Here is an 18,783-nt window from a genome sequence, read left to right as displayed (position 1 = left end):
CGCAATCTACTTCATTATCTAATTGACAAATTATCTCATTATCTAATTCTTTTAATGTGCCAATTAGAAAATTTGATAATTAGATAATGTTTGCCTTTGCGCAATCTATTTCATTATCTAATTGACAAATTATCTCATTATCTAATTCTTTTAATGTGCCAATTAGAAAATTTGATAATTAGATAATGTTTGCCTTTGCGCAATCTATTTCATTATCTAATTGACAAATTATCTAATTAATTCCTCTGTCTTACAGTTCGTTGTTCGATTCTTTTTTCAAATTTTTCTCCCTGAAAAATACGTTGCACCATGATTCCCGGAATATGAATTTGATTTGGATCTAAAGTTCCAACGGGAACCAATTCTTCAACCTCAGCAATAGTTATCTTACCTGCACCTGCCATACACGCATTGAAGTTTCTGGCAGTTCCTTTAAAAATAAGATTTCCGGCTTCATCGCCTTTCCATGCTTTCACGATGGCAAAATCAGCTTTAAAAGCTAATTCCATGATGTGCATTTTGCCGTTGAATTCGCGAACTTCTTTTCCTTCAGCAACTTCAGTTCCAAAACCTGCCGGCGTGAAAAAAGCAGGAATACCAGCTTGTGCTGCACGACAACGTTCTGCTAAAGTACCTTGCGGAGTTAATTCCACTTCTAATTCACCTGAAAGCATCTGGCGTTCGAACTCGGCATTTTCTCCCACATAAGATGAAATCATTTTTTTGATTTGCTTCTTTTGTAAAAGCAATCCCAAACCAAAATCATCAACTCCTGCATTATTTGAAATGCAAGTTAAATCTGAAACACCTGTGTTTACCAAGGCTGCAATCGTGTTTTCAGGAATTCCGCATAAACCGAAACCACCAAACATGATTGTCATGCTGTTTTCAATTCCGGCAATTGCCTCCTGAACATTATTTACTTTTTTTGTTATCATAACAAACTGTCTTTATTACCGTATATTTTTGATAAAAATAAGATTTTTAGATTAAATTATAACGATTTCGTAAAAAATAAAACATACTCATTTCAAAAAAATATCCTTTTGTATCCTTCCAAATTTCAGAAGTTACAAAAGGATATTTTTTATTTAAAGATAATTGAATTTACAATTCAAATTCGTCTGTATTTTGTTCTGTTTGAGTGGTATCTTTTACAACAGCTGGTCTACTGTAACAATCTACTTTTATAGAAAGATTTGCCGGACGTTCAAATTCTGATTTAGAAATCTGGAGACTTTCGTCTTTGTAGCAAAGTTTCATAAAATAAGCCCAAACTGGCAATGCGGCTGTAGCGCCCTGACCATATGTCAAACTTTTGAAACGTGCTGAACGGTCTTCACAACCAACCCAAACACCTGTAACTAAGTTCGGAACCATTCCCATAAACCAACCGTCTGACTGGTTTTGAGTTGTTCCTGTTTTACCCGCAATTGGATTTCTAAACATGTATGGATATCCTGTCCAACGGTTATCTCCACTTCCTCCACCTTCTGTACGTAAACGTGCACCAGATCCAGTTTCTGTAACTCCTTCTAATAATTTGATTACTGCAAAAGCAATATCTTTATTTAAAACATCATGCGATTCCGGAATTGGTTCGTAAATAACCTCTCCGCTTTTATTCTCAATTCTACTTAAAAACTGAGGTTTTACGTAAACACCCTGGTTTGCAAACGTACTGTAAGCTGCGACCATATCTTCAACGGTAATATCAACGGCTCCTAATGCGATAGAAGGCTGTACCGGAATTTCAGTTTTAACTCCTAATTTTTGTGTCAATTCTACAACAGCTTCAGGACCCGTTCTATCAATTAATTTAGCCGAAACCGTATTGATGGAATTTGCCAAACCTTGCTTTAGCGTAACCATTCCGCGGTATTTATTGTCAGAGTTTCTTGGCTCCCAGTCTTCCGTAACATGGTGACGTCCTTTGTGAATCATAAACGGACCGTCTAAAATAGAATCACAAGGCGACATATTTAATTGTTCAATCGCTGTTGCATAAACGAACGGTTTAAAAGTAGAACCTACTTGTCTCGCTCCTTGCCCAACGTGATCGTATTGAAAATATTTATAATTGATTCCACCAACCCACGCTTTGATATTTCCGGTCTGAGGCTCCATAGCCATTAAACCAGATTGCAAAAAGTGTTTATAATAGCGAATAGAATCCAAAGGTGTCATAATCGTATCACGCTCCCCTTTCCAGGTAAAAATGCGCATTTGTGTTTTTACTTTGAATGAAGCAATGATGTCATCTTCGCTTTTATCCATATCTTTCATGATTGCCCATCGCGTAGAATTTTTCATCGCCTGCATCATGATTCTTTCTGTTTCTGCTTGGGTAATATTTACGAAAGGCGCATTTTTATTGGTTTTCATTTCAATAAAAAATTGCTGTTGCAGGTTTTTCATGTGCTCAGAAACGGCTTCTTCCGCATAAGACTGCATTCTTGAATCGATAGTAGTGTAAATTTTCAGACCATCTTTGTAGATATCGTAATCAGAGCCATCAGGTTTTTTGTTTTCAGCTACCCATTTCTTCATATAATCACGAAGATATTCTCTGAAATAAGTTGCAGTTCCTTCGCGGTGGCTTTCTAATTTGAATTTCAAAGTAATTGGCAGCGCCTGTAATCTTAATTTTTCAGATTCCGTAATCATTTTTGCTTTTTCCATTTGAGAAAGCACCACATTACGACGGTTTTTTACGCCCTCCGGATTACGAACCGGATTATATAAACCTGAATTCTTGAACATTCCGACTAAAATAGCCGATTCATCCATCGTTAAATCTTTTGGGTCTTTGGAAAAATAGGTTTGCGCGGCAGAACTTACTCCAACAGAATAATTTCCAAAATCGTAAACATTGCAATACATCGCCAAAATTTCGTTTTTGGTATATTGTCTTTCCAGACGAATGGCGATAATCCATTCTTTTATTTTTTGTACAATTCGAAAAGGAAGAAACTTAGAACCTTCTCCGTGAAATAATTGCTTTGCTAATTGCTGTGTTAACGTACTTGCTCCACCGTTAGTTCCTAAACTAAAAACTGCTCTTAAAGTTCCGCGTCCGTCGATTCCTGAATGTTCGTAAAAACGAGCATCTTCAGTAGCAACTAAAGCTTCAACCAAACTTTTTGGAAGATCTGAATATTTAAGTTGTGATCTGTTGGTTTTGAAGTATTTACCAAGAACCACTCCATCAGAAGAGATAATTTCGGTAGCTAAATTTGAATCCGGATTTTCCAAGTCTTCAAAAGAAGGCATTGAGCCGAATAATCCCCAAGAGGCAAATAAAAAGAAAGCTAAAACACCAAGGAGAGAATAAGCAAAGACTCTCCAAAATTTCTTTTTATAGTAATTGATATCTTTAACGCTATTTGTTTGATTGTTTTTTTTAGCAGCCATAACTATATTTCTAATCTTTTTGTTCTATTCTAAAACCTACGTCTGTAATACCGTCCAATTCCTGAACTCCCGGTATTTTCCCTGATTGCCTAACAGCTTGTTTTATGTGTACTTTGTACTTTCCTCTAAACTTCACGTCTTCTTTATAAAACAGTTTACTTTCTTTAATGTCTGAAAAACCATTTCCTAATAAAGTCCCGTCAGGGTTAGCCATTTGGTATTCTAACGTATCTACTTTCGTAAAACCATTTGGCATTTCGAGAGCTACAATTACAAACAAATTATTGAACGGATAATCGTTATTGTCTCTCAAATTTACAAATAAATTGTATTTTTTGGTGGAATCTAAAACAGGTAAATCAAAAGTTACAACACTATCTTTATGCCATGCGCTTCCAACAGATTTGTACTCATCGAATACTCTTTTTTTATCGCAAGAAAAAAGAAGTATTGCTACCAAAAGAAGAATTCCGCTATTTTTTATTCTCATTTTTAGTAATAATTATAGGTTTTCTTGGTTCAGCCGGTTTGTTCTCATTCGAATTATTTGGCTTGTTCGACTGATTTTGTTTGTTATTTGGCTTGTTTGCTTTATTCGGATTTCCTCCTCCGCCCTGTTTATTAGGATTATTATTTCCTTGCTGCGGTTTGTTTGGAGTAGCTACAATCGCATTTTCAGCATTTGGTTTGCGTTTGCGATTTGGTTTTTTCTTTCTTTTAGGCTGGTCAAAACGAGTTAAACTCTCTTGTCCCATTGCATTATTGAAATCTTTTTCAGGCTCTGAAACTACTTCAATTGCAAAATCTTCAAGTGAAGAAACTTTGTTTTTCTGTTTATTTTCGGCAATAATTTCTTTTACCTGATCAATTTTCAAAACATGCCAGTTTGCGAAATTATTCGTGTACGCAAACCACATTAAACCTTTAAAAATATCTTGCTTTTGACAAACTGCATCTCCTTTTTCAGTCACTAATTTAGTATCGTAATCCGGGAAATCTTTCAGCGCATCCATATACGTATCAAGCTCGTAGTTCAGACAACACTTTAATTTTCCGCATTGTCCGGCTAATTTTTGAGGATTTAGAGAAAGCTGTTGGTAACGGGCAGCCGAAGTATTCACACTTCTAAAATCTGTCAGCCATGTAGAACAGCAAAGTTCACGTCCGCAAGAACCAATTCCGCCCAAACGAGCCGCTTCCTGACGGAAACCAACTTGTTTCATTTCGACTCTGGTGCTGAATTCTTTTGCAAAATCCTTAATCAAAAGTCTAAAGTCTACTCTGTCATTTGCTGTATAGTAGAATGTAGCTTTTGATCCGTCTCCCTGAAATTCAATATCAGAAATTTTCATTTCTAATTTATGCTGAATCGCTAATTCACGCGCACGAACTTTCATTGGCTCTTCACGATCACGCGCTACAGACCAAATATCAATATCCTTCTGAGATGCTTTTCTATAAATTTTAGGAACTTCATTGCTTTCGTGATTTACACCTTTTTTCTTCATTTGAATTTTTACCAATTCTCCTGTCAAAGTTACAATCCCGATATCATGTCCTGGTGATGCAACAGTTGCTACAATATCACCAATACTTAAAGTTAATTTCTCCGAATTTCTAAAAAATTCCTTGCGTCCGTTTTTAAAACGAACCTCAACACAGTCAAAAACAGCCTCTCCATTAGACGGACTCATGTTCGCAAGCCAGTCAAAAACCGTTAATTTATTGCAGCTATCGGTGCCGCAAGTCCCATTATTTTTACAACCCTTTGGTGCGCCACCATCTGAGGTTGAACAACTTGTACATGCCATAATTATATATGTAGTGTTGCACAAAGCAACTTAAGTTCATAAACGTTTAATCGGTAAAGATAGTATTTTTTTTAGTTTGGTTTTTATGGATTAAAACTAAATGCTTGTTAAATAAAAAAACCTATTCTGCTTGTGGCAAAATAGGTTTTTTAAAAACATTTTAAATAAAAAATTTAAGTTTCTTTAATCGTAATAATCTTAACCGGACACGCCTTTACCGCTAATTCACAATTTTCAACAATAGAATGATTGGTAGATTTTAAAGTATAAAATCCTTTTGCATTCACTGAATTAATCAAAACTGATTTTCCATCTTTTTTTGACATTTGAAAATGAACCGGATCCATTTCGACGCAGTAATTACAGCCAATACATTTATCTCTTTGCAATGTTATAATTACCATTACGCTTGTACAATTTTATATAATTTAACAGACATTCTGATTCGGAAAGGCAATTTAAAAGTACAATCATCACCTTTTGTCGCATTTTTAACAGCCCTATTATCCACAAATATTTCATCAATAATCATTTCCTTAGCACCTGTACTTGGGCCGGTAACCAAAATTTTATCTCCAATTTTAATATCGTAAGCTTCTATCTTGAATTGTCCGACTTCTGCTTTAGGAAAATAATGCGTGCCTTTTCCAACGTATACTTTCTTTTGAGTCGCAGCAGATCCTGGAATGTCGCTCCATTCTCCTAATTCTTGCCCCAGATAATAACCTGACCAAAAACCGCGATTGTAAACGGTATTCAAACTTTCCACCCAGACTTCGACTTTTTCTTTGGAGAACGTTTTATAGTAATAAGCATCAATTGCTTCACGATACGTTTTGATTACTGTTGCAACATATTCCGGTGCACGGCCGCGACCTTCTATTTTTAAAACCTGAATTCCAGAATCAATAACCTGATCAAGAAAATCTAACGTGCACAAATCTTTTGGCGACATCATGTATTCGTTATCCAGTTCAATTTCAAAACCCGTTTCCTGATCGATAACTGTATATTTTTTACGGCAATTTTGTTTGCAGGCTCCACGATTTGCAGAAGAATTATGCGAATGCAGACTCAAATAACATTTTCCGGAAACCGCCATACATAAGGCACCATGACCGAAAATTTCAATTTCAATTAAATTCCCGTTCGGTCCCTTTATTTGTTCTTTCTCGATTTGATCTGTAATTTTCTTTACTTGGCGTAAACTCAATTCCCGGCTTAAAACCATCGTGTCGGCAAACAAACTGTAGAATTTTATGGTTTCAATGTTCGTCACATTCAACTGTGTGGAAATGTGAACTTCCATTGAAATGCTTCTTGCCATTGCAATTACAGCTTGGTCAGAAGCAATTACAGCAGTAATATTGGCTTCCTTAGCTTTGTTTAAAAGTGTTTTTACAACAGACAAATCATGATTGTAAATAATAGTGTTCAGCGTCAAATAACTTCTTACATTTTTGGCCTCACAGCGATTCGCAATTTCCTGCAGATCCTCCATTGTGAAATTTACTGTTGAGCGAGCACGCATATTGAGTTGTTCTACGCCAAAGTAGATAGAATCTGCGCCGTTATCAAGCGCAGCCTGAAGTGAATCAAAGCTCCCTGCGGGAGCCATGAGTTCAATTTTATTCTTAATTATCATTTTTTTTTATGTGTTATATTAATATCGCGAAGTTTTAACAGCGTTGACGTATTGTTACGCATATGCATTGCGTCCCTGCGGTTGAAACCGCAAGCTATGTTTTGCTTCTGTGTGTGGTATTTCAATATAGACCGTGGTTTAAACCACTGGGACGTATTAATGTGAAATCTACCTTTGTCAATGTATTATTGTTGCCGATATGCATTATGTCCCTGCGGTTGAAACCGCAGGCCATGTTTTGCTTCTGTGTGTGGTATTTCAATATAGACCTTGGTTGAAACCACGGGGACGTATTAATATCAAATCTACCTTTGTCAATGTATTATTGTTGCGAATATGCATTGCTTCCCTGCGGTTGAAACCGCAGGCTATGTTTTGATTTTGTGTGTGGTATTTCGATATAGCCCGTGGTTTAAACCACGGGGAGCATATCAATGTCAAATCTACCTTTGTCAATGTATTATTGTTGCGAATATGCATTGCGTTCCTGCGGTTGAAACCGCAGGCTATGTTTTGCTTCTGTGTGTGGTATTTCAATATAGACCGTGGTTTCAACCACGGGGAGCATATCAATGTCAAATCTACCCTTGTCAATGTATTATTGTTGCGAATATGCATTGCATCCCTGCGGTTGAAACCGCAGGCTATGTTTTGATTTTGTGTGTGGTATTTCAATATAGACCGTGGTTTCAACCACGGGGAGCATATCAATGTCAAATCTACCCTTGTCAATGTATTATTGTTGCCGATATGCATTGCGTCCCTGCGGTTGAAACCGCAGGCTATGTTTTGATTCTGTGTGTGGTATTTCAATATAGCCCTTGGTTTCAACCACGGGGAGCATATCAATTTCAAATCTACATTTGTCAATGTATTATTGTTGCGAATATGCATTGCGTTCCTGCGGTTGAAACCGCAGGCTATGTTTTGATTCTGTGTGCGGTATTTCAATATAGCCCGTGGTTTAAACCACGGGGAGCATATCAATGAGCAATCATTTTTTATACAATCCATGCAGTTTTACAAAATCATCAAATTCATCTTGTCCATTTTTCTTAAGATGATGTTGTTTTTGATTTTTAATATAATTGTAAGCCGCGTCTAATTGGGACTCGCTGACAGAAAAAGCGGCATAGCCGGTTTGCCAAGCAAATTTTTCAAGGATAAGTTCTCCTCTATTTATAAAATGAGAAGAACTTCCTTTGATTTGCTTTACAATGTCTGTAATAGTTTTTTGTGGATTTTGTAAAAATAAAACATGCACATGATCAGGCATGCCATTGATGATTCTAACGGGACAACCCAGTTCACTTAACTCCTGCCAAATGAAATCGTACAATTTTTTCTCAATTGAGAAATCAATTAATTCCTGACGATTTTTGGTTGCCCAAATTGCATGAATCCATAATTTGGTAAAGGATTGTGACATAAATAAATTAGCATAAATTTTGCGCTAATTTACAATTTTATACAATTTATCTGACAAACGAATGCGAAATGGAACTTCAAAAGTAACTTTATCTCCGATTTTTGCTGATTGAGTTTCCTCACCGTCTACGACCATTTTGTCTAAAACCAATTCCTGATTTCCAGTTGTCGGTCCGGAAATAATGATTTTATCACCAACATTTACTTCTTGATTTTCAACCGTAAATTGTCCAACTTGCGCTTTTACATAATAATGCTCGGCTTTTCCAAGAAGTACTTTTTTTACTTTTATCTTTTGACGGATGTCTGATGACTTTTCGGCTGCAGCCAAAGCCGTATCAGCTAGTTCACCTGAATGTTTGAATTTTAAATTTTCAGATTTTCCTTTTCTGAAAACCTTGTTTCCAACTTGTTTTCCGGTTCTCAAACGAACCTGGTCCACCAAAGGCATGTGGATGATATCTAAACATTCTGTAGAGCAGCAATTTTCCATCGCAGCTTTACATTCATCACATTGAATGAATAACAAATGGCATCCATCATTTTCACAATTGGTATGATTGTCGCAAGGTTTTCCGCATTGATGACATTGCGAAATAATATCGTCTGTGATTCTTTCGCCCAGACGATTATCAAACACAAAGTTTTTACCAATGAATTTGCTTTTTAAACCTTCTGCTTCAATTTGTTTCGCGTAATTAATGATCCCACCTTCCAATTGATAAACATTTTTAAAGCCCTGATGCTTAAAATAAGCACTTGCTTTTTCACAACGAATTCCTCCGGTACAATACATTACCAGATTTTTATCTTCCTTGTGATTTTGAAGTTGCTCATTGATTATGGGTAAACTCTCTCTGAAAGTTTCAACATCCGGAGTAATGGCATTTTTAAAATGCCCTACTTCACTTTCGTAGTGATTTCTAAAATCAACCACAATTGTGTTTGGATCGTCTAAAATTTCATTGAATTCTTTGGCTTTCAAGTGAACGCCTATATCAGTTACATCAAAAGTTTCGTCGTTCAAACCGTCAGCAACAATTTTATGACGCACTTTAATCGTAAGTTTTAAAAAGGAATGGTCATCATGTTCTACAGCTTCATTCAAACGTATACCTTTCATGAAATCGTATGTTTCAAGAGTTTCTCTAAAAGCTTCTAAATTTTCTTCAGGAATACTCATTTGAGCATTTATTCCTTCATTGGCAACATAAATTCGGCCTAAAGCATCGAGCTTGTTCCAGGCTAAAAATAAATCATCGCGAAATTTTTTGGGATCTTGAATTTTGGCGTACGCGTAGAAAGACAACGTTAGTCGTTGTTTACCTGCATCATCAATCATGATGGCTCTTTCTTCTGCGCTTAAAGTGTTGTACAGTTGCATGCTATAAACTATTTAAGTTGAGAAATGATATGTATGAATTCTATTTTCTTCCTGAATTCGGGCGCAAAATTAGCGAATTTTTACGGTTTTTAAAGACAATTTAGCGAAATATTGTGATTTTAAGCTTTTTAGGAAATACTTGAATGAATTACTTTTTTTAAATCGAAATATCAATAAAATCAAGCCCTGACACGAAATTAGCTAAACGATTTAAAAACAGTTCATTAACAAATTATGGCCTTTTCTCGTAATATAATGAATATTTCAATATAATAGTCACAAATTTTTCCGTTGTTTTTTTATAATTAACTCTTAATGATTCATTTAAATCAGTAAATTTGTTAAACTCACCCTAATAATAATTTTATGATTACGTTAAAAAAGATTAAAATTTTATTTTTAATTATCGTTCTGGCCGCGATTAATACGTCCTGCAAAAAAGAGGCAAAACCAGAACCTAAACCCTTAGAAATTCAAATCGTAAAAGTGCTGCAGCAAGATGTAAATCTTGAATCAGAATTTACCGGTGAAACATTTGGACAATCCGACATCCAAATTAACCCCAGAGTTGATGGTGTTATTGAAAGCCTTAATTTCAAAGAAGGCAGTTTAGTACACAAAGGACAATTGTTATACACTATTGATCCGTTACCTTTTCAAACCAAAGTAAGTGAAGCCGAAGGACAATTGGCTGAATCACAAGCAAGATTGGCAAAAACCAAATCTGATTATGAGATGATGGAACCGTTAGCCAAAATGAACGCCATCAGTCAACGAGAGTTGGTAGGAGCCAGATCAGCATATAATGCGTCTGTTGCCGGAATCAAAGCGGCATCGGCAAATCTGAAAAACTCAAAAATAGAATTGAGTTATTGCAACATTGTTGCTCCAATCTCAGGTTTAATAGGAATATCAAAAGTGAGAGTCGGCGATTATGTACGTCCGGGTGCACTATCAGTACTTAATACTATTTCTGATTTAGGAGATGTAAGAGTTCGTTTTACCATGAGCGAGCAGGAATATCTCCGAATTTTCAGAGAATTATCAAAGAAAAATTCTGACTTGAAAGGTGCCGGAAAATCAATTTCTATTCTATTATCAGATGGTTCTCTATATCCTGAAAAAGGAAAAATCAGTTTTGCTGACAGACAAATTGACCCTTCTACTGGTGCTGTTACTTTTGAAGCTGCATTTTCTAATCCGGAACAATTAATTCGTCCAGGCCAATATGTAAAAGTACAAGTCGTTACCGATGTTCGCAAAAATGCATTAATCATACCTCAACGTTCCGTTATTGAAATGCAGGGAATTTCTCAGGTTTATGTCGTAGGCAAAGACAATAAAGTAGAAATGAAAGCAGTACAAATAGGACCGGCATTCAAAGACTCCTATATCATCCTTGATGGCTTAACAGCTGATGACAAGGTTGCTCTCGGAGGAACCTCCCTATTAAAAAGCGGAAGTGTTATCACTCCACAAATAAAACAATGGACTCCTGGACAAGCCGTTAATTAATTCCGTGCCAACTAAATAATTTAGAAACATCATTATGGGAGAATTTTTTGTTAGAAGACCAATCGTAGCCATGGTAATCAGTATCATTATTGTGATACTCGGATTACTTGCATTACAAAAAACGCCAATATCACAGTATCCAGACATCAATCCGCCTGTAGTAAAAATTACAACTTCTTTTACAGGAGCAAATGCCTTAAATGTTGAACAGGCTGTTGCAACTCCAATTGAACAAAAAGTAAATGGAGTTGAGCAAATGCTTTATATAAAATCTACTAATACCTCTGATGGAGCTTGTACTATCGAAGTAACGTTTGATGTAGGAACCAATTTGGATAATGCAAACATGCTTACCCAAAACCGTCAGGCACAGTCAGCTCCTTTTATGCCGCCAAGTGTAAAACAGCAAGGGGTGGTGGTAAAAAAATCATTATCATTTCCGATGATGTTGTTTACGCTGACTTCTACTAATCCAAAATACGATTCAAAATTCCTGAATAACTACGCCAATATCAACATTGTCGATCAGTTGGCACGTATCAAAGGAGTTGGTGAAGTTTCGCTATTTGGAGGAAGCGACTATTCCATGAGAATTTGGCTTAAAGCCGATGTCATGAGCAAACTTGGGGTAACCGTTGATGATGTCAAAAATGCCCTAAATGCACAAAACATGATTAGCCCGGGAGGTAAATTTGGTGCAGAACCTACGCCGCCTGGAACAGATTTCACTTATGGTGTTACGCTTCAGGATCGTTTGGTTACTGAAAAGCAATTTGGCCAGATCGTAGTAAAAAGCAAATCAGATGGGGCGCAAGTACTATTGAGCGACATTTCGAGAATCGAATTAGGAACAGAAAACTATAGCTCGAATGCCCGTAGAAATGGTACTGCATCAGCGGCAATTACATTGTTTCAGATGCCCGGAAGTAACGCTCTTGAAGTTGCAACTCTTGCAAAAGAAGCAATGAAAAAAATGTCTGAAAAATTCCCAAAGGATGTCGCTTACCAAGAATCATTAGATACCACTCTGGCTATTACCGCAGGTGTTGAAGATATCGTTCACACGCTTTTTGAAGCGGTTATTCTGGTAATTCTGGTTGTATTTATATTTCTTCAAAACTGGCGTGCTACCTTAATTCCATTAATTACGGTTCCTGTATCTTTAATTGGTACGATAGCGGTTTTCCCATTACTGGGATTCTCTATTAACACGCTGTCTTTATTGGGATTAGTACTGGCAATTGGTATTGTGGTCGATGATGCCATCGTGGTTGTTGAAGCCGTAATGCATCATATTGAACATGGCAAATCTCCAAAAGACGCCACCATACAGGCAATGCGGGAAGTTTCAGGACCTGTAATTGCAATTGCACTGATTTTGATTGCGGTATTTGTACCCGTTGCGATGACACCAGGTATTACAGGCCGTTTTTACCAACAATTTGCGATAACCATTGCCGTCTCGGTCGCCTTCTCGGCATTTAGTGCGTTGTCGCTGAGTCCCGCGCTTTGTGCGATGTTGCTGAAACCCACTAAACCCGTTGATCAGCAAACAGGCTGGCTGGCTAAATTTTTTACAGGTTTCAACAGAATTTTCGAAAAAGTTACCGGTGGTTATATAAAAGGCGCTACTTTTTTTGCCAAAAAATCGTTACGTATTGTCGCATTGTTAGGTATAGTTATACTTGCAGTTGTGCTATTAGGTAAAAAAATTCCGTTAGGATTTATTCCTGAGGAAGATCAAGGTTATGTATTAATTAATATTGCATTACCTCCTGCATCTTCTCTACAACGTACAGATGAGATTTCAAGAAAAGTGGATGGTTTTCTAAAACAAGAAGAATCGATTTTGTCATATACTACCATCAACGGATTTAGTATGCTTACCAACTCTTACCAACCGAATAACGCTTTTATTTTCATATCCTTAAAACCATGGGAAGAAAGAGCTGAAACGGCAAAACAATTGGTAGATCGATTAAATCAAAAACTATCAACACAAATCACAACTGCAACCGCGTTTGCATTTGGTCCCCCAGCGATTCAAGGGTTGGGAGCATCTGCAGGGTTTAGTTTAATGCTGCAGGACAGAGGTGGAAATTCGCCACAATATCTTGCCCAGCAAACACAAGCCTTTATTGCAGCTGCTCAAAAACGTCCCGAAATCAAAAGAATTTATACGACTTTTAATGCAGGAACACCTCAGATAAAACTGGATATCGACAACGAAAAAGCGATGAAATTAGGCGTTCCCGTTTCAAAAGTTACTGAAGTACTGGGCGCATTTTTAGGAGGAACTTATGTGAATGACTTCAACCGTTTTGGTCGTCAGTATAAAGTGTATTTGCAAGGTGAAGCCGTTGACAGGTTGAAACCCGAAAATTTAAATAAGATTTACGTCAGAAATAACAATGGAGATATGTTGCCTGTATCTACGCTGGTTACTGCAACAAAAGTGGCAGGACCGGATTTCACCAACCGTCTTAATTTATTTAGATCAGCCGAAATTGGAGGCAGCCCTGCCGACGGATTTAGTAGTGCCCAAGCCCTTACCGCCTTAGAAGAAGTTGCCGCCGAAACCTTACCTGCTGATATGAGTTACGATTACATCAATCTTTCGTATCAGGAAAAACACTCCCCGGGTGGTGGTATGGTATTTTTCATGGCATTGGTATTTGTATTCTTGATTCTTGCGGCGCAGTACGAAAGTTGGAAACTGCCATTTAGTGTATTACTTGGAGCGCCATTTGCAGTTTTTGGAGCATTTTTAGGATTGTTCCTTGCAAGAGTTGGAAGTGATGCTTACGTAAACAATGTATTTGCGCAAATTGGTCTTGTCCTCTTAATTGGATTAGTGGCTAAAAATGCCATTCTTATTGTGGAATTCGCCAAAGAAGAATATGAAAAAGGAAAACCACTTTATGAATCGGCAATGGTCGCGGCAAAACTTCGTTTTAGACCAATCTTAATGACCGCTTTTGCCTTTATCCTGGGAGTTGTTCCTTTACTGACCGCGACTGGTGCAGGTTCTCAGGCACGTATCGTAATGGGAATGGCAGTATTCAGCGGAATGTTGATTGCAACTGTTCTCGGTGTACTAATTGTTCCGGGATTGTTCGTAATGATTGAGAATATAGGAAAAAAGAAAGATGAGGTTGTAGCAACTGAAATTAGTACGGATTCAAAAACTACAGATCATGATGAATAAATTAAAAATAGTAATTGTTATTCTGACTCTTGCAGTACTTCCTACTGCTTGTTTAGTAGGTCCAAAATATAAAAAACCAGAAGATCCACAAGCGGCTAATTTCCGCTACGGACCTGGATATGCAGATACACTTGCTTCTGTAGTCAACGTGAAATGGTTTGATCTTTTTAATGATGATGTTTTAAAAGGACTTATCAATAAGGGACTTGAAAACAACTATGACCTGAAAATTGCGATGGCGCGTATTGAACAAACCAGAGCAGAATTGGGCTACACAAAAGCCGACTTATTGCCTGCCATTGGTTATAACGGAACAGTAAACAGTAACGATAAGGCTTTTATCCCTTCGAGTGCGTCTGCTTCCCTATCCTGGGAACTTGATTTTTGGGGTAAAATCCGCCATGAAAACAGAGCGGTTCAGGATGAATTGATTGCTAGTGAGGAAGGAAGAAAAGTAATTCTTTCAAATCTGGTAAGCGATATTGCAACAGCTTATTTTGAGCTTCGTAATTATGACAATCAATTGATTATTACCAATCAGACTTTGGAAACAAGAAGAAAAGCATTTGACATCATTAATGCGAGATTCTTGGCAGGATATGTTTCTGAAGTAGACAAGGTTCAAATCGAACAACAAGTCGCCATTGCAGAAGCCGTTATTCCATCAATTCAAAGAGAGATAACCATAAGAGAAAATACCATTTCAATATTACTAGGACAAGCTCCTGGTCCTATTGAACGCGGTAAAACTGTTACCGAACTAGAAGTAGTGAATAATATACCGGTTTCCATCCCTTCTATCCTTTTAAGAAACAGGCCGGATGTCAGACAGGCAGAGCTTTATTATATGGCTTCGAACGAAAGAATTGGTGTCGCGCAGGCAATGCGTTTTCCTTCTTTTAATATTGCCGCTATCGCCGGATTTGCAAATGCCGAGGTAAGTCATTTATTTGATGGTTCTTCCTATCTCCAAAATGCAAGCGGTTCCATTACCGGACCTATTTTTAATTTTGGAAAAAACAAAAGGAGAGTAGAAATCTACAGACAAATCGCCGAAGAATCCAGGCTTTCATACCAAAAAACCTGTGTTATCGCTGTCGCAGAAGTGGAACAGGCTTTACAAAACGTGAAAACCTATAAAGAAGAATGGGCTGCACGCGACAGACAAGTTATTGCCGCAAAGAAAAATTTAGAATTATCTGAAGCCAGATATTATAACGGTTACGTTTCCTATCTCGAAGTTCTTGAAGTTCAACGCTCTCTTTTTGACGCTGAACTAAGTCTTTCAGAATTAACGCAAAGCCAGCTTACTTCTATGATTCAATTGTATAGATCGCTGGGCGGGGGATGGAATTAAATTTAGGTACAAAGGTTCAGAGTTGCAAAGGTTCAAAGGTTTTACTCGTTGATATAAAAAACAAAAAGCACTATATTTCTATAGTGCTTTTTGTTTTAACCTTTGTACCTCTGTACCTATGAACCTTTGTCCCTTCTAATTAGCAAAACTCATTAAACGCATCTTGCAAATTCTCAGCGATTAATTCAGCTGGACGTCCTTCGATGTGGTGACGCTCTAACATGTGAACCAATTCTCCGTTTTTGAACAAAGCCATAGAAGGCGATGATGGAGGAAAAGGAAACATATGTTGTCTTGCAGCATCAACAGCTTCTTTGTCAACACCTGCGAAAACTGTAATTAAGTGATCTGGTTTTTTAGCACCTTCTAAACTCATTTTTGCTCCCGGACGCGCATTTCTTGCAGCACAACCACAAACAGAGTTTACAACTACTAAAGTGGTACCTTCAGCTTTGATAGCATTATCTACAGCGTCAGCACTATGTAAATCTTGAAAACCTGCAGCAGTCAATTCAGCTTGCATAGGTTTTACCATTTCTTCTGGATACATATTGTTTATTTTTAAATTTTACTTTTGAACTGCAAAGTTACAAAGTTTACTCGCAACTACTTAATTTGAAGTATAAAGTTTTGTTATAGTTCGATTGGAAAAAGTCGAAAAGTTTTAAAGTCATAAAGTCGAAAGTCTAAATCAGCGCTTTTTATTTGAATAAAATCCGAAACAAAGCTTTTATAAATGGCAGTTTAGGACATTTCAAAATCACGCGAAAATCCTCCATTAAATTCGTCTCTTCGTCCAAAAACTTAAAAATCAATACTGGATTACCTTTTTTAAATAAAGAGGAAAAAACAGTGCACCCTAATTCGTTATGACGATGTAAAATATCCAAAAGCAGTAAATCATAAAACCAGAATCGGTTTTTTTTATGGAAACTTGTCATGCTGAGCGGTCCCGAAGTTTCAGGAGAAACATTGAGAAACGCGACTAACTCAGACGATTTTTTATCCGAATTTTTAAAAGTAAAACCTGTACTTGGTTTTGTCCAACCGCCGGCAGTTCCAATATTTAAAACTCTTTTAGTGTTTTTTTTCCAAAAAGGATAACAAGTCATAGGAATACTTCCCTGCTCCTTTTCTATAATTTCAAATTTACCTGCTCCGAGTTTTTCCAAATAAAGCCGAATCTCCTTTTCATATTCTTCTTTTGACAAAAGCTTCTCCGAAAAAAACGTATATTCGACCAAAGCTTCTTTTTTCGAAGTTGGTAAAACGTACATAAAGCGTGTATTTCCTCTTTGTTCAACAGAAAAATCCATGAAAGTCGCTTGTTCAGGATTGAAGATTTCATTTTCCGCCTTTACAAACCAACCCACAAAATGCTGTTGCAAAACTGGGTATTTTGTTTGATTTTCGGCGAAAGCCTTTGTATAAATATTATTGAATAAGTAATCGCAAGTATATCTGTTTTCTGTTGTTCCGACAAAAACATGTGTTTCCAGTTCATTAATATCAGTTACTTTCTCTTTTAAAAAAGTAATATTTGATTCCTTCGAAATCACTTCAAAAACAAAATTATAAAAATCTATTCCCCAAATTTGATTGTATTGATAAGGCTTCAGTTCTAAATCTCTTCTGAAATCTGCATTGGCAAATAAAGCCGAATTCCATTTTTTTGAGATTATGGAATTCCACATTGTTTCTTTATCTGCCCAAAAACACCAGGTTCTGTCATTTGTTCTCTTGAGATCATGATCCAACAGTAACATCGATTTGTTGGTGGATTTACCAGACAAAACCATTTTATAAACGGTCATAAGAGTTGCCAGACCTGTTCCTGTAAAAATGTAATCGAAATGTTTGATTTGCGAAGAATTCATTCTCAAAAATAAGGAATTTTATTGTTCGATTTTTTAAGGATTGTTTGAAATTCTCAAGCTATCCATCTATTCAAAGCACTATCTTCATAACATTATTATTTTACTATAAAAACCACTATACTAAAACACTGATTATTAATTAATTTTAAAAAACGTACCTCCTCAGAAATCGAGGGTTAAATTTTAAACCGGAAAGAATACCCCAAAGCCAAAAAATAATCTGGAGAAGTGTCAGAAATGCCAATGCCTCCAGAAATATCTAATTGATGATTATCATTAAAAAGGTAATTCAATCCCGCATCAAATCTGTGATCAGGTTCCTGATATTGAGGCAAAAAACCATACAACTCGACGTAACCACTAATTTTTTCAGAAAAAGTATAACCCGTTGTAAGTGTATAAATAAAAGTTGGCTCGGGAGTAATTCCGTCCCACTCAGCACCTAAATTATAACTCAATGTTTGTTTTTCGCTTAGCGTATGCTGCATCGTAAATCTGAATTCAGGCGTATAATATGTCGTTTGGAAATTTTTTGAAGCCAATTTCGGAATCCCAATATGACCAATAAAAGAAGTAACAGGAATAATTCCTCTTTCTTCAAAAAGACGCGTTTTAAAACCCAAAAAGACCGGATTAATTCCCGAAACCTGATTTGCGTTTTCCTTATTGATTACAAATTCTGTGATCAAACGCAATTCAAAATGATCATTTATTCCTAACTTAGCCAAAACAGTTGGTGCAATAATTTCGTTGCTGCCTTTTGCTGTTTTTTCATAGGAGAAACCATTTTCAAATTGAAAGTATCCTTTTGGTGTTATAAACGGACATTCCGTTTGGTCAGGTCTATCGGTTTGTATAGATGGTAAATCCTGAGCATAACTCCAACTTACAAAAAATAAAAACAACAATACTATTTTATAACGGCTTTTCATTTTAGATTATTGTTAATTTAAATTTAGACAAATCTAAAAATTAAATTTCACATTTAGTAGTTTTAAATTATAAACTTTATTACAAAATAAAATCATATAAAAATAAAATTTAATAAGAGTCAAAAAACTCGTCAGTTACTTATTTTTCTAGTATATTTGTTTAATGCAATATTATTGCGATAATTTTTCCGCATTTATAAAGCAACAAAGTT

14 protein-coding genes are annotated in these 18,783 nt (G+C 36.4%); 3 read left to right on the top strand and 11 right to left on the bottom strand.

The features are described 5' to 3' along the window. Positions 1 to 236: 236 nt before the first annotated feature. The 8 genes from J2X17_RS03360 to trhO form a co-directional block, all read right to left on the bottom strand. Complete coding sequence (locus tag J2X17_RS03360) at positions 237 to 938, bottom strand: CoA transferase subunit A (protein ID WP_310294673.1); 702 nt, start codon at positions 936 to 938, stop codon at positions 237 to 239. Between the two features lie 169 nt (positions 939 to 1,107). Beyond that, the gene (locus J2X17_RS03355) at positions 1,108 to 3,414 is read right to left on the bottom strand and encodes a penicillin-binding protein 1A (protein WP_310294671.1); all 2,307 of its coding nucleotides are present in this window, start codon (positions 3,412 to 3,414) and stop codon (positions 1,108 to 1,110) included. 10 nt (positions 3,415 to 3,424) lie between these two features. Continuing rightward, the gene (locus J2X17_RS03350; protein ID WP_310294669.1) at positions 3,425 to 3,904 is read right to left on the bottom strand and encodes a gliding motility lipoprotein GldH; all 480 of its coding nucleotides are present in this window, start codon (positions 3,902 to 3,904) and stop codon (positions 3,425 to 3,427) included. After that, positions 3,888 to 5,225 (bottom strand): PSP1 domain-containing protein, encoded by a 1,338-nt coding sequence (locus J2X17_RS03345; protein ID WP_310294666.1) that lies wholly within the window; start codon positions 5,223 to 5,225, stop codon positions 3,888 to 3,890. Before J2X17_RS03345 ends, J2X17_RS03350 begins: the two co-directional genes overlap by 17 nt. Before the next feature lie 173 nt (positions 5,226 to 5,398). Then, positions 5,399 to 5,629, bottom strand: a complete 231-nt coding sequence (locus tag J2X17_RS03340) for a ferredoxin (RefSeq protein ID WP_310294664.1) — start codon at positions 5,627 to 5,629, stop codon at positions 5,399 to 5,401. Further along, positions 5,629 to 6,870 carry a peptidase U32 family protein gene (locus tag J2X17_RS03335; RefSeq protein ID WP_310294662.1) on the bottom strand — a complete coding sequence of 414 codons (1,242 nt, stop codon included), beginning with the start codon at positions 6,868 to 6,870 and terminating at the stop codon, positions 5,629 to 5,631. The genes J2X17_RS03340 and J2X17_RS03335 overlap by 1 nt, the downstream gene beginning before the upstream one ends. 994 nt (positions 6,871 to 7,864) lie before the next feature. Next, complete coding sequence (gene tnpA / locus J2X17_RS03330) at positions 7,865 to 8,299, bottom strand: IS200/IS605 family transposase (RefSeq protein WP_310294660.1); 435 nt, start codon at positions 8,297 to 8,299, stop codon at positions 7,865 to 7,867. A gap of 24 nt (positions 8,300 to 8,323) precedes the next feature. After that, the gene (gene trhO / locus J2X17_RS03325) at positions 8,324 to 9,682 is read right to left on the bottom strand and encodes an oxygen-dependent tRNA uridine(34) hydroxylase TrhO (RefSeq protein ID WP_310294658.1); all 1,359 of its coding nucleotides are present in this window, start codon (positions 9,680 to 9,682) and stop codon (positions 8,324 to 8,326) included. Positions 9,683 to 10,048: 366 nt separating this feature from the next. On the opposite strand from trhO, the gene J2X17_RS03320 reads away from it, so the two are divergent. Genes J2X17_RS03320 through J2X17_RS03310 form a run of 3 tightly spaced genes read left to right on the top strand, consistent with a single transcriptional unit; the run spans position 10,049 to position 15,762 of the window. After that, positions 10,049 to 11,197: an efflux RND transporter periplasmic adaptor subunit gene (locus J2X17_RS03320; protein ID WP_310294657.1), complete on the top strand. Its 1,149-nt coding sequence runs from the start codon at positions 10,049 to 10,051 to the stop codon at positions 11,195 to 11,197. A gap of 34 nt (positions 11,198 to 11,231) precedes the next feature. Further along, positions 11,232 to 14,405, top strand: a complete 3,174-nt coding sequence (locus tag J2X17_RS03315; protein WP_310294655.1) for an efflux RND transporter permease subunit — start codon at positions 11,232 to 11,234, stop codon at positions 14,403 to 14,405. Beyond that, a complete protein-coding gene (locus J2X17_RS03310) occupies positions 14,395 to 15,762 on the top strand; it encodes an efflux transporter outer membrane subunit (RefSeq protein WP_310294653.1) in 1,368 nt (455 codons plus the stop codon). Before J2X17_RS03315 ends, J2X17_RS03310 begins: the two co-directional genes overlap by 11 nt. A 139-nt stretch (positions 15,763 to 15,901) precedes the next feature. Here J2X17_RS03310 and J2X17_RS03305 read toward each other — a convergent pair whose 3' ends face one another. The 3 genes from J2X17_RS03305 to J2X17_RS03295 form a co-directional block, all read right to left on the bottom strand. After that, a complete protein-coding gene (locus J2X17_RS03305; RefSeq protein WP_026982321.1) occupies positions 15,902 to 16,312 on the bottom strand; it encodes a BrxA/BrxB family bacilliredoxin in 411 nt (136 codons plus the stop codon). Between the two features lie 151 nt (positions 16,313 to 16,463). Continuing rightward, on the bottom strand, positions 16,464 to 17,639 hold the full coding sequence (locus J2X17_RS03300) for a lycopene cyclase family protein (protein ID WP_310294646.1): 1,176 nt from the start codon (positions 17,637 to 17,639) through the stop codon (positions 16,464 to 16,466). Positions 17,640 to 17,815: 176 nt separating this feature from the next. Beyond that, the gene (locus tag J2X17_RS03295) at positions 17,816 to 18,571 is read right to left on the bottom strand and encodes a transporter (protein ID WP_310294644.1); all 756 of its coding nucleotides are present in this window, start codon (positions 18,569 to 18,571) and stop codon (positions 17,816 to 17,818) included. Positions 18,572 to 18,783 lie beyond the last annotated feature (212 nt).

This window comes from Flavobacterium aquidurense (assembly GCF_031458035.1).
GTDB classification, from domain to species: Bacteria; Bacteroidota; Bacteroidia; order Flavobacteriales; family Flavobacteriaceae; genus Flavobacterium; species Flavobacterium aquidurense_C.
This window is presented reverse-complemented; position numbering and strand designations above follow the sequence as displayed.

Bases quoted from the DNA above. Each gene is read 5' to 3' on its own strand.
- J2X17_RS03295 (WP_310294644.1), bottom strand. From the start codon at position 18,571: ATGAAAAGCCGTTATAAAATAGTATTGTTGTTTTTATTTTTTGTAAGT.
- J2X17_RS03345 (WP_310294666.1), bottom strand. From the start codon at position 5,225: ATGGCATGTACAAGTTGTTCAACCTCAGATGGTGGCGCACCAAAGGGT.
- J2X17_RS03310 (WP_310294653.1), top strand. From the start codon at position 14,395: ATGATGAATAAATTAAAAATAGTAATTGTTATTCTGACTCTTGCAGTA.
- J2X17_RS03355 (WP_310294671.1), bottom strand. From the start codon at position 3,414: ATGGCTGCTAAAAAAAACAATCAAACAAATAGCGTTAAAGATATCAAT.
- J2X17_RS03320 (WP_310294657.1), top strand. From the start codon at position 10,049: ATGATTACGTTAAAAAAGATTAAAATTTTATTTTTAATTATCGTTCTG.
- J2X17_RS03350 (WP_310294669.1), bottom strand. From the start codon at position 3,904: ATGAGAATAAAAAATAGCGGAATTCTTCTTTTGGTAGCAATACTTCTT.
- J2X17_RS03315 (WP_310294655.1), top strand. From the start codon at position 11,232: ATGGGAGAATTTTTTGTTAGAAGACCAATCGTAGCCATGGTAATCAGT.
- tnpA (WP_310294660.1), bottom strand. From the start codon at position 8,299: ATGTCACAATCCTTTACCAAATTATGGATTCATGCAATTTGGGCAACC.
- J2X17_RS03360 (WP_310294673.1), bottom strand. From the start codon at position 938: ATGATAACAAAAAAAGTAAATAATGTTCAGGAGGCAATTGCCGGAATT.
- J2X17_RS03335 (WP_310294662.1), bottom strand. From the start codon at position 6,870: ATGATAATTAAGAATAAAATTGAACTCATGGCTCCCGCAGGGAGCTTT.
- trhO (WP_310294658.1), bottom strand. From the start codon at position 9,682: ATGCAACTGTACAACACTTTAAGCGCAGAAGAAAGAGCCATCATGATT.
- J2X17_RS03300 (WP_310294646.1), bottom strand. From the start codon at position 17,639: ATGAATTCTTCGCAAATCAAACATTTCGATTACATTTTTACAGGAACA.
- J2X17_RS03340 (WP_310294664.1), bottom strand. From the start codon at position 5,629: ATGGTAATTATAACATTGCAAAGAGATAAATGTATTGGCTGTAATTAC.
- J2X17_RS03305 (WP_026982321.1), bottom strand. From the start codon at position 16,312: ATGTATCCAGAAGAAATGGTAAAACCTATGCAAGCTGAATTGACTGCT.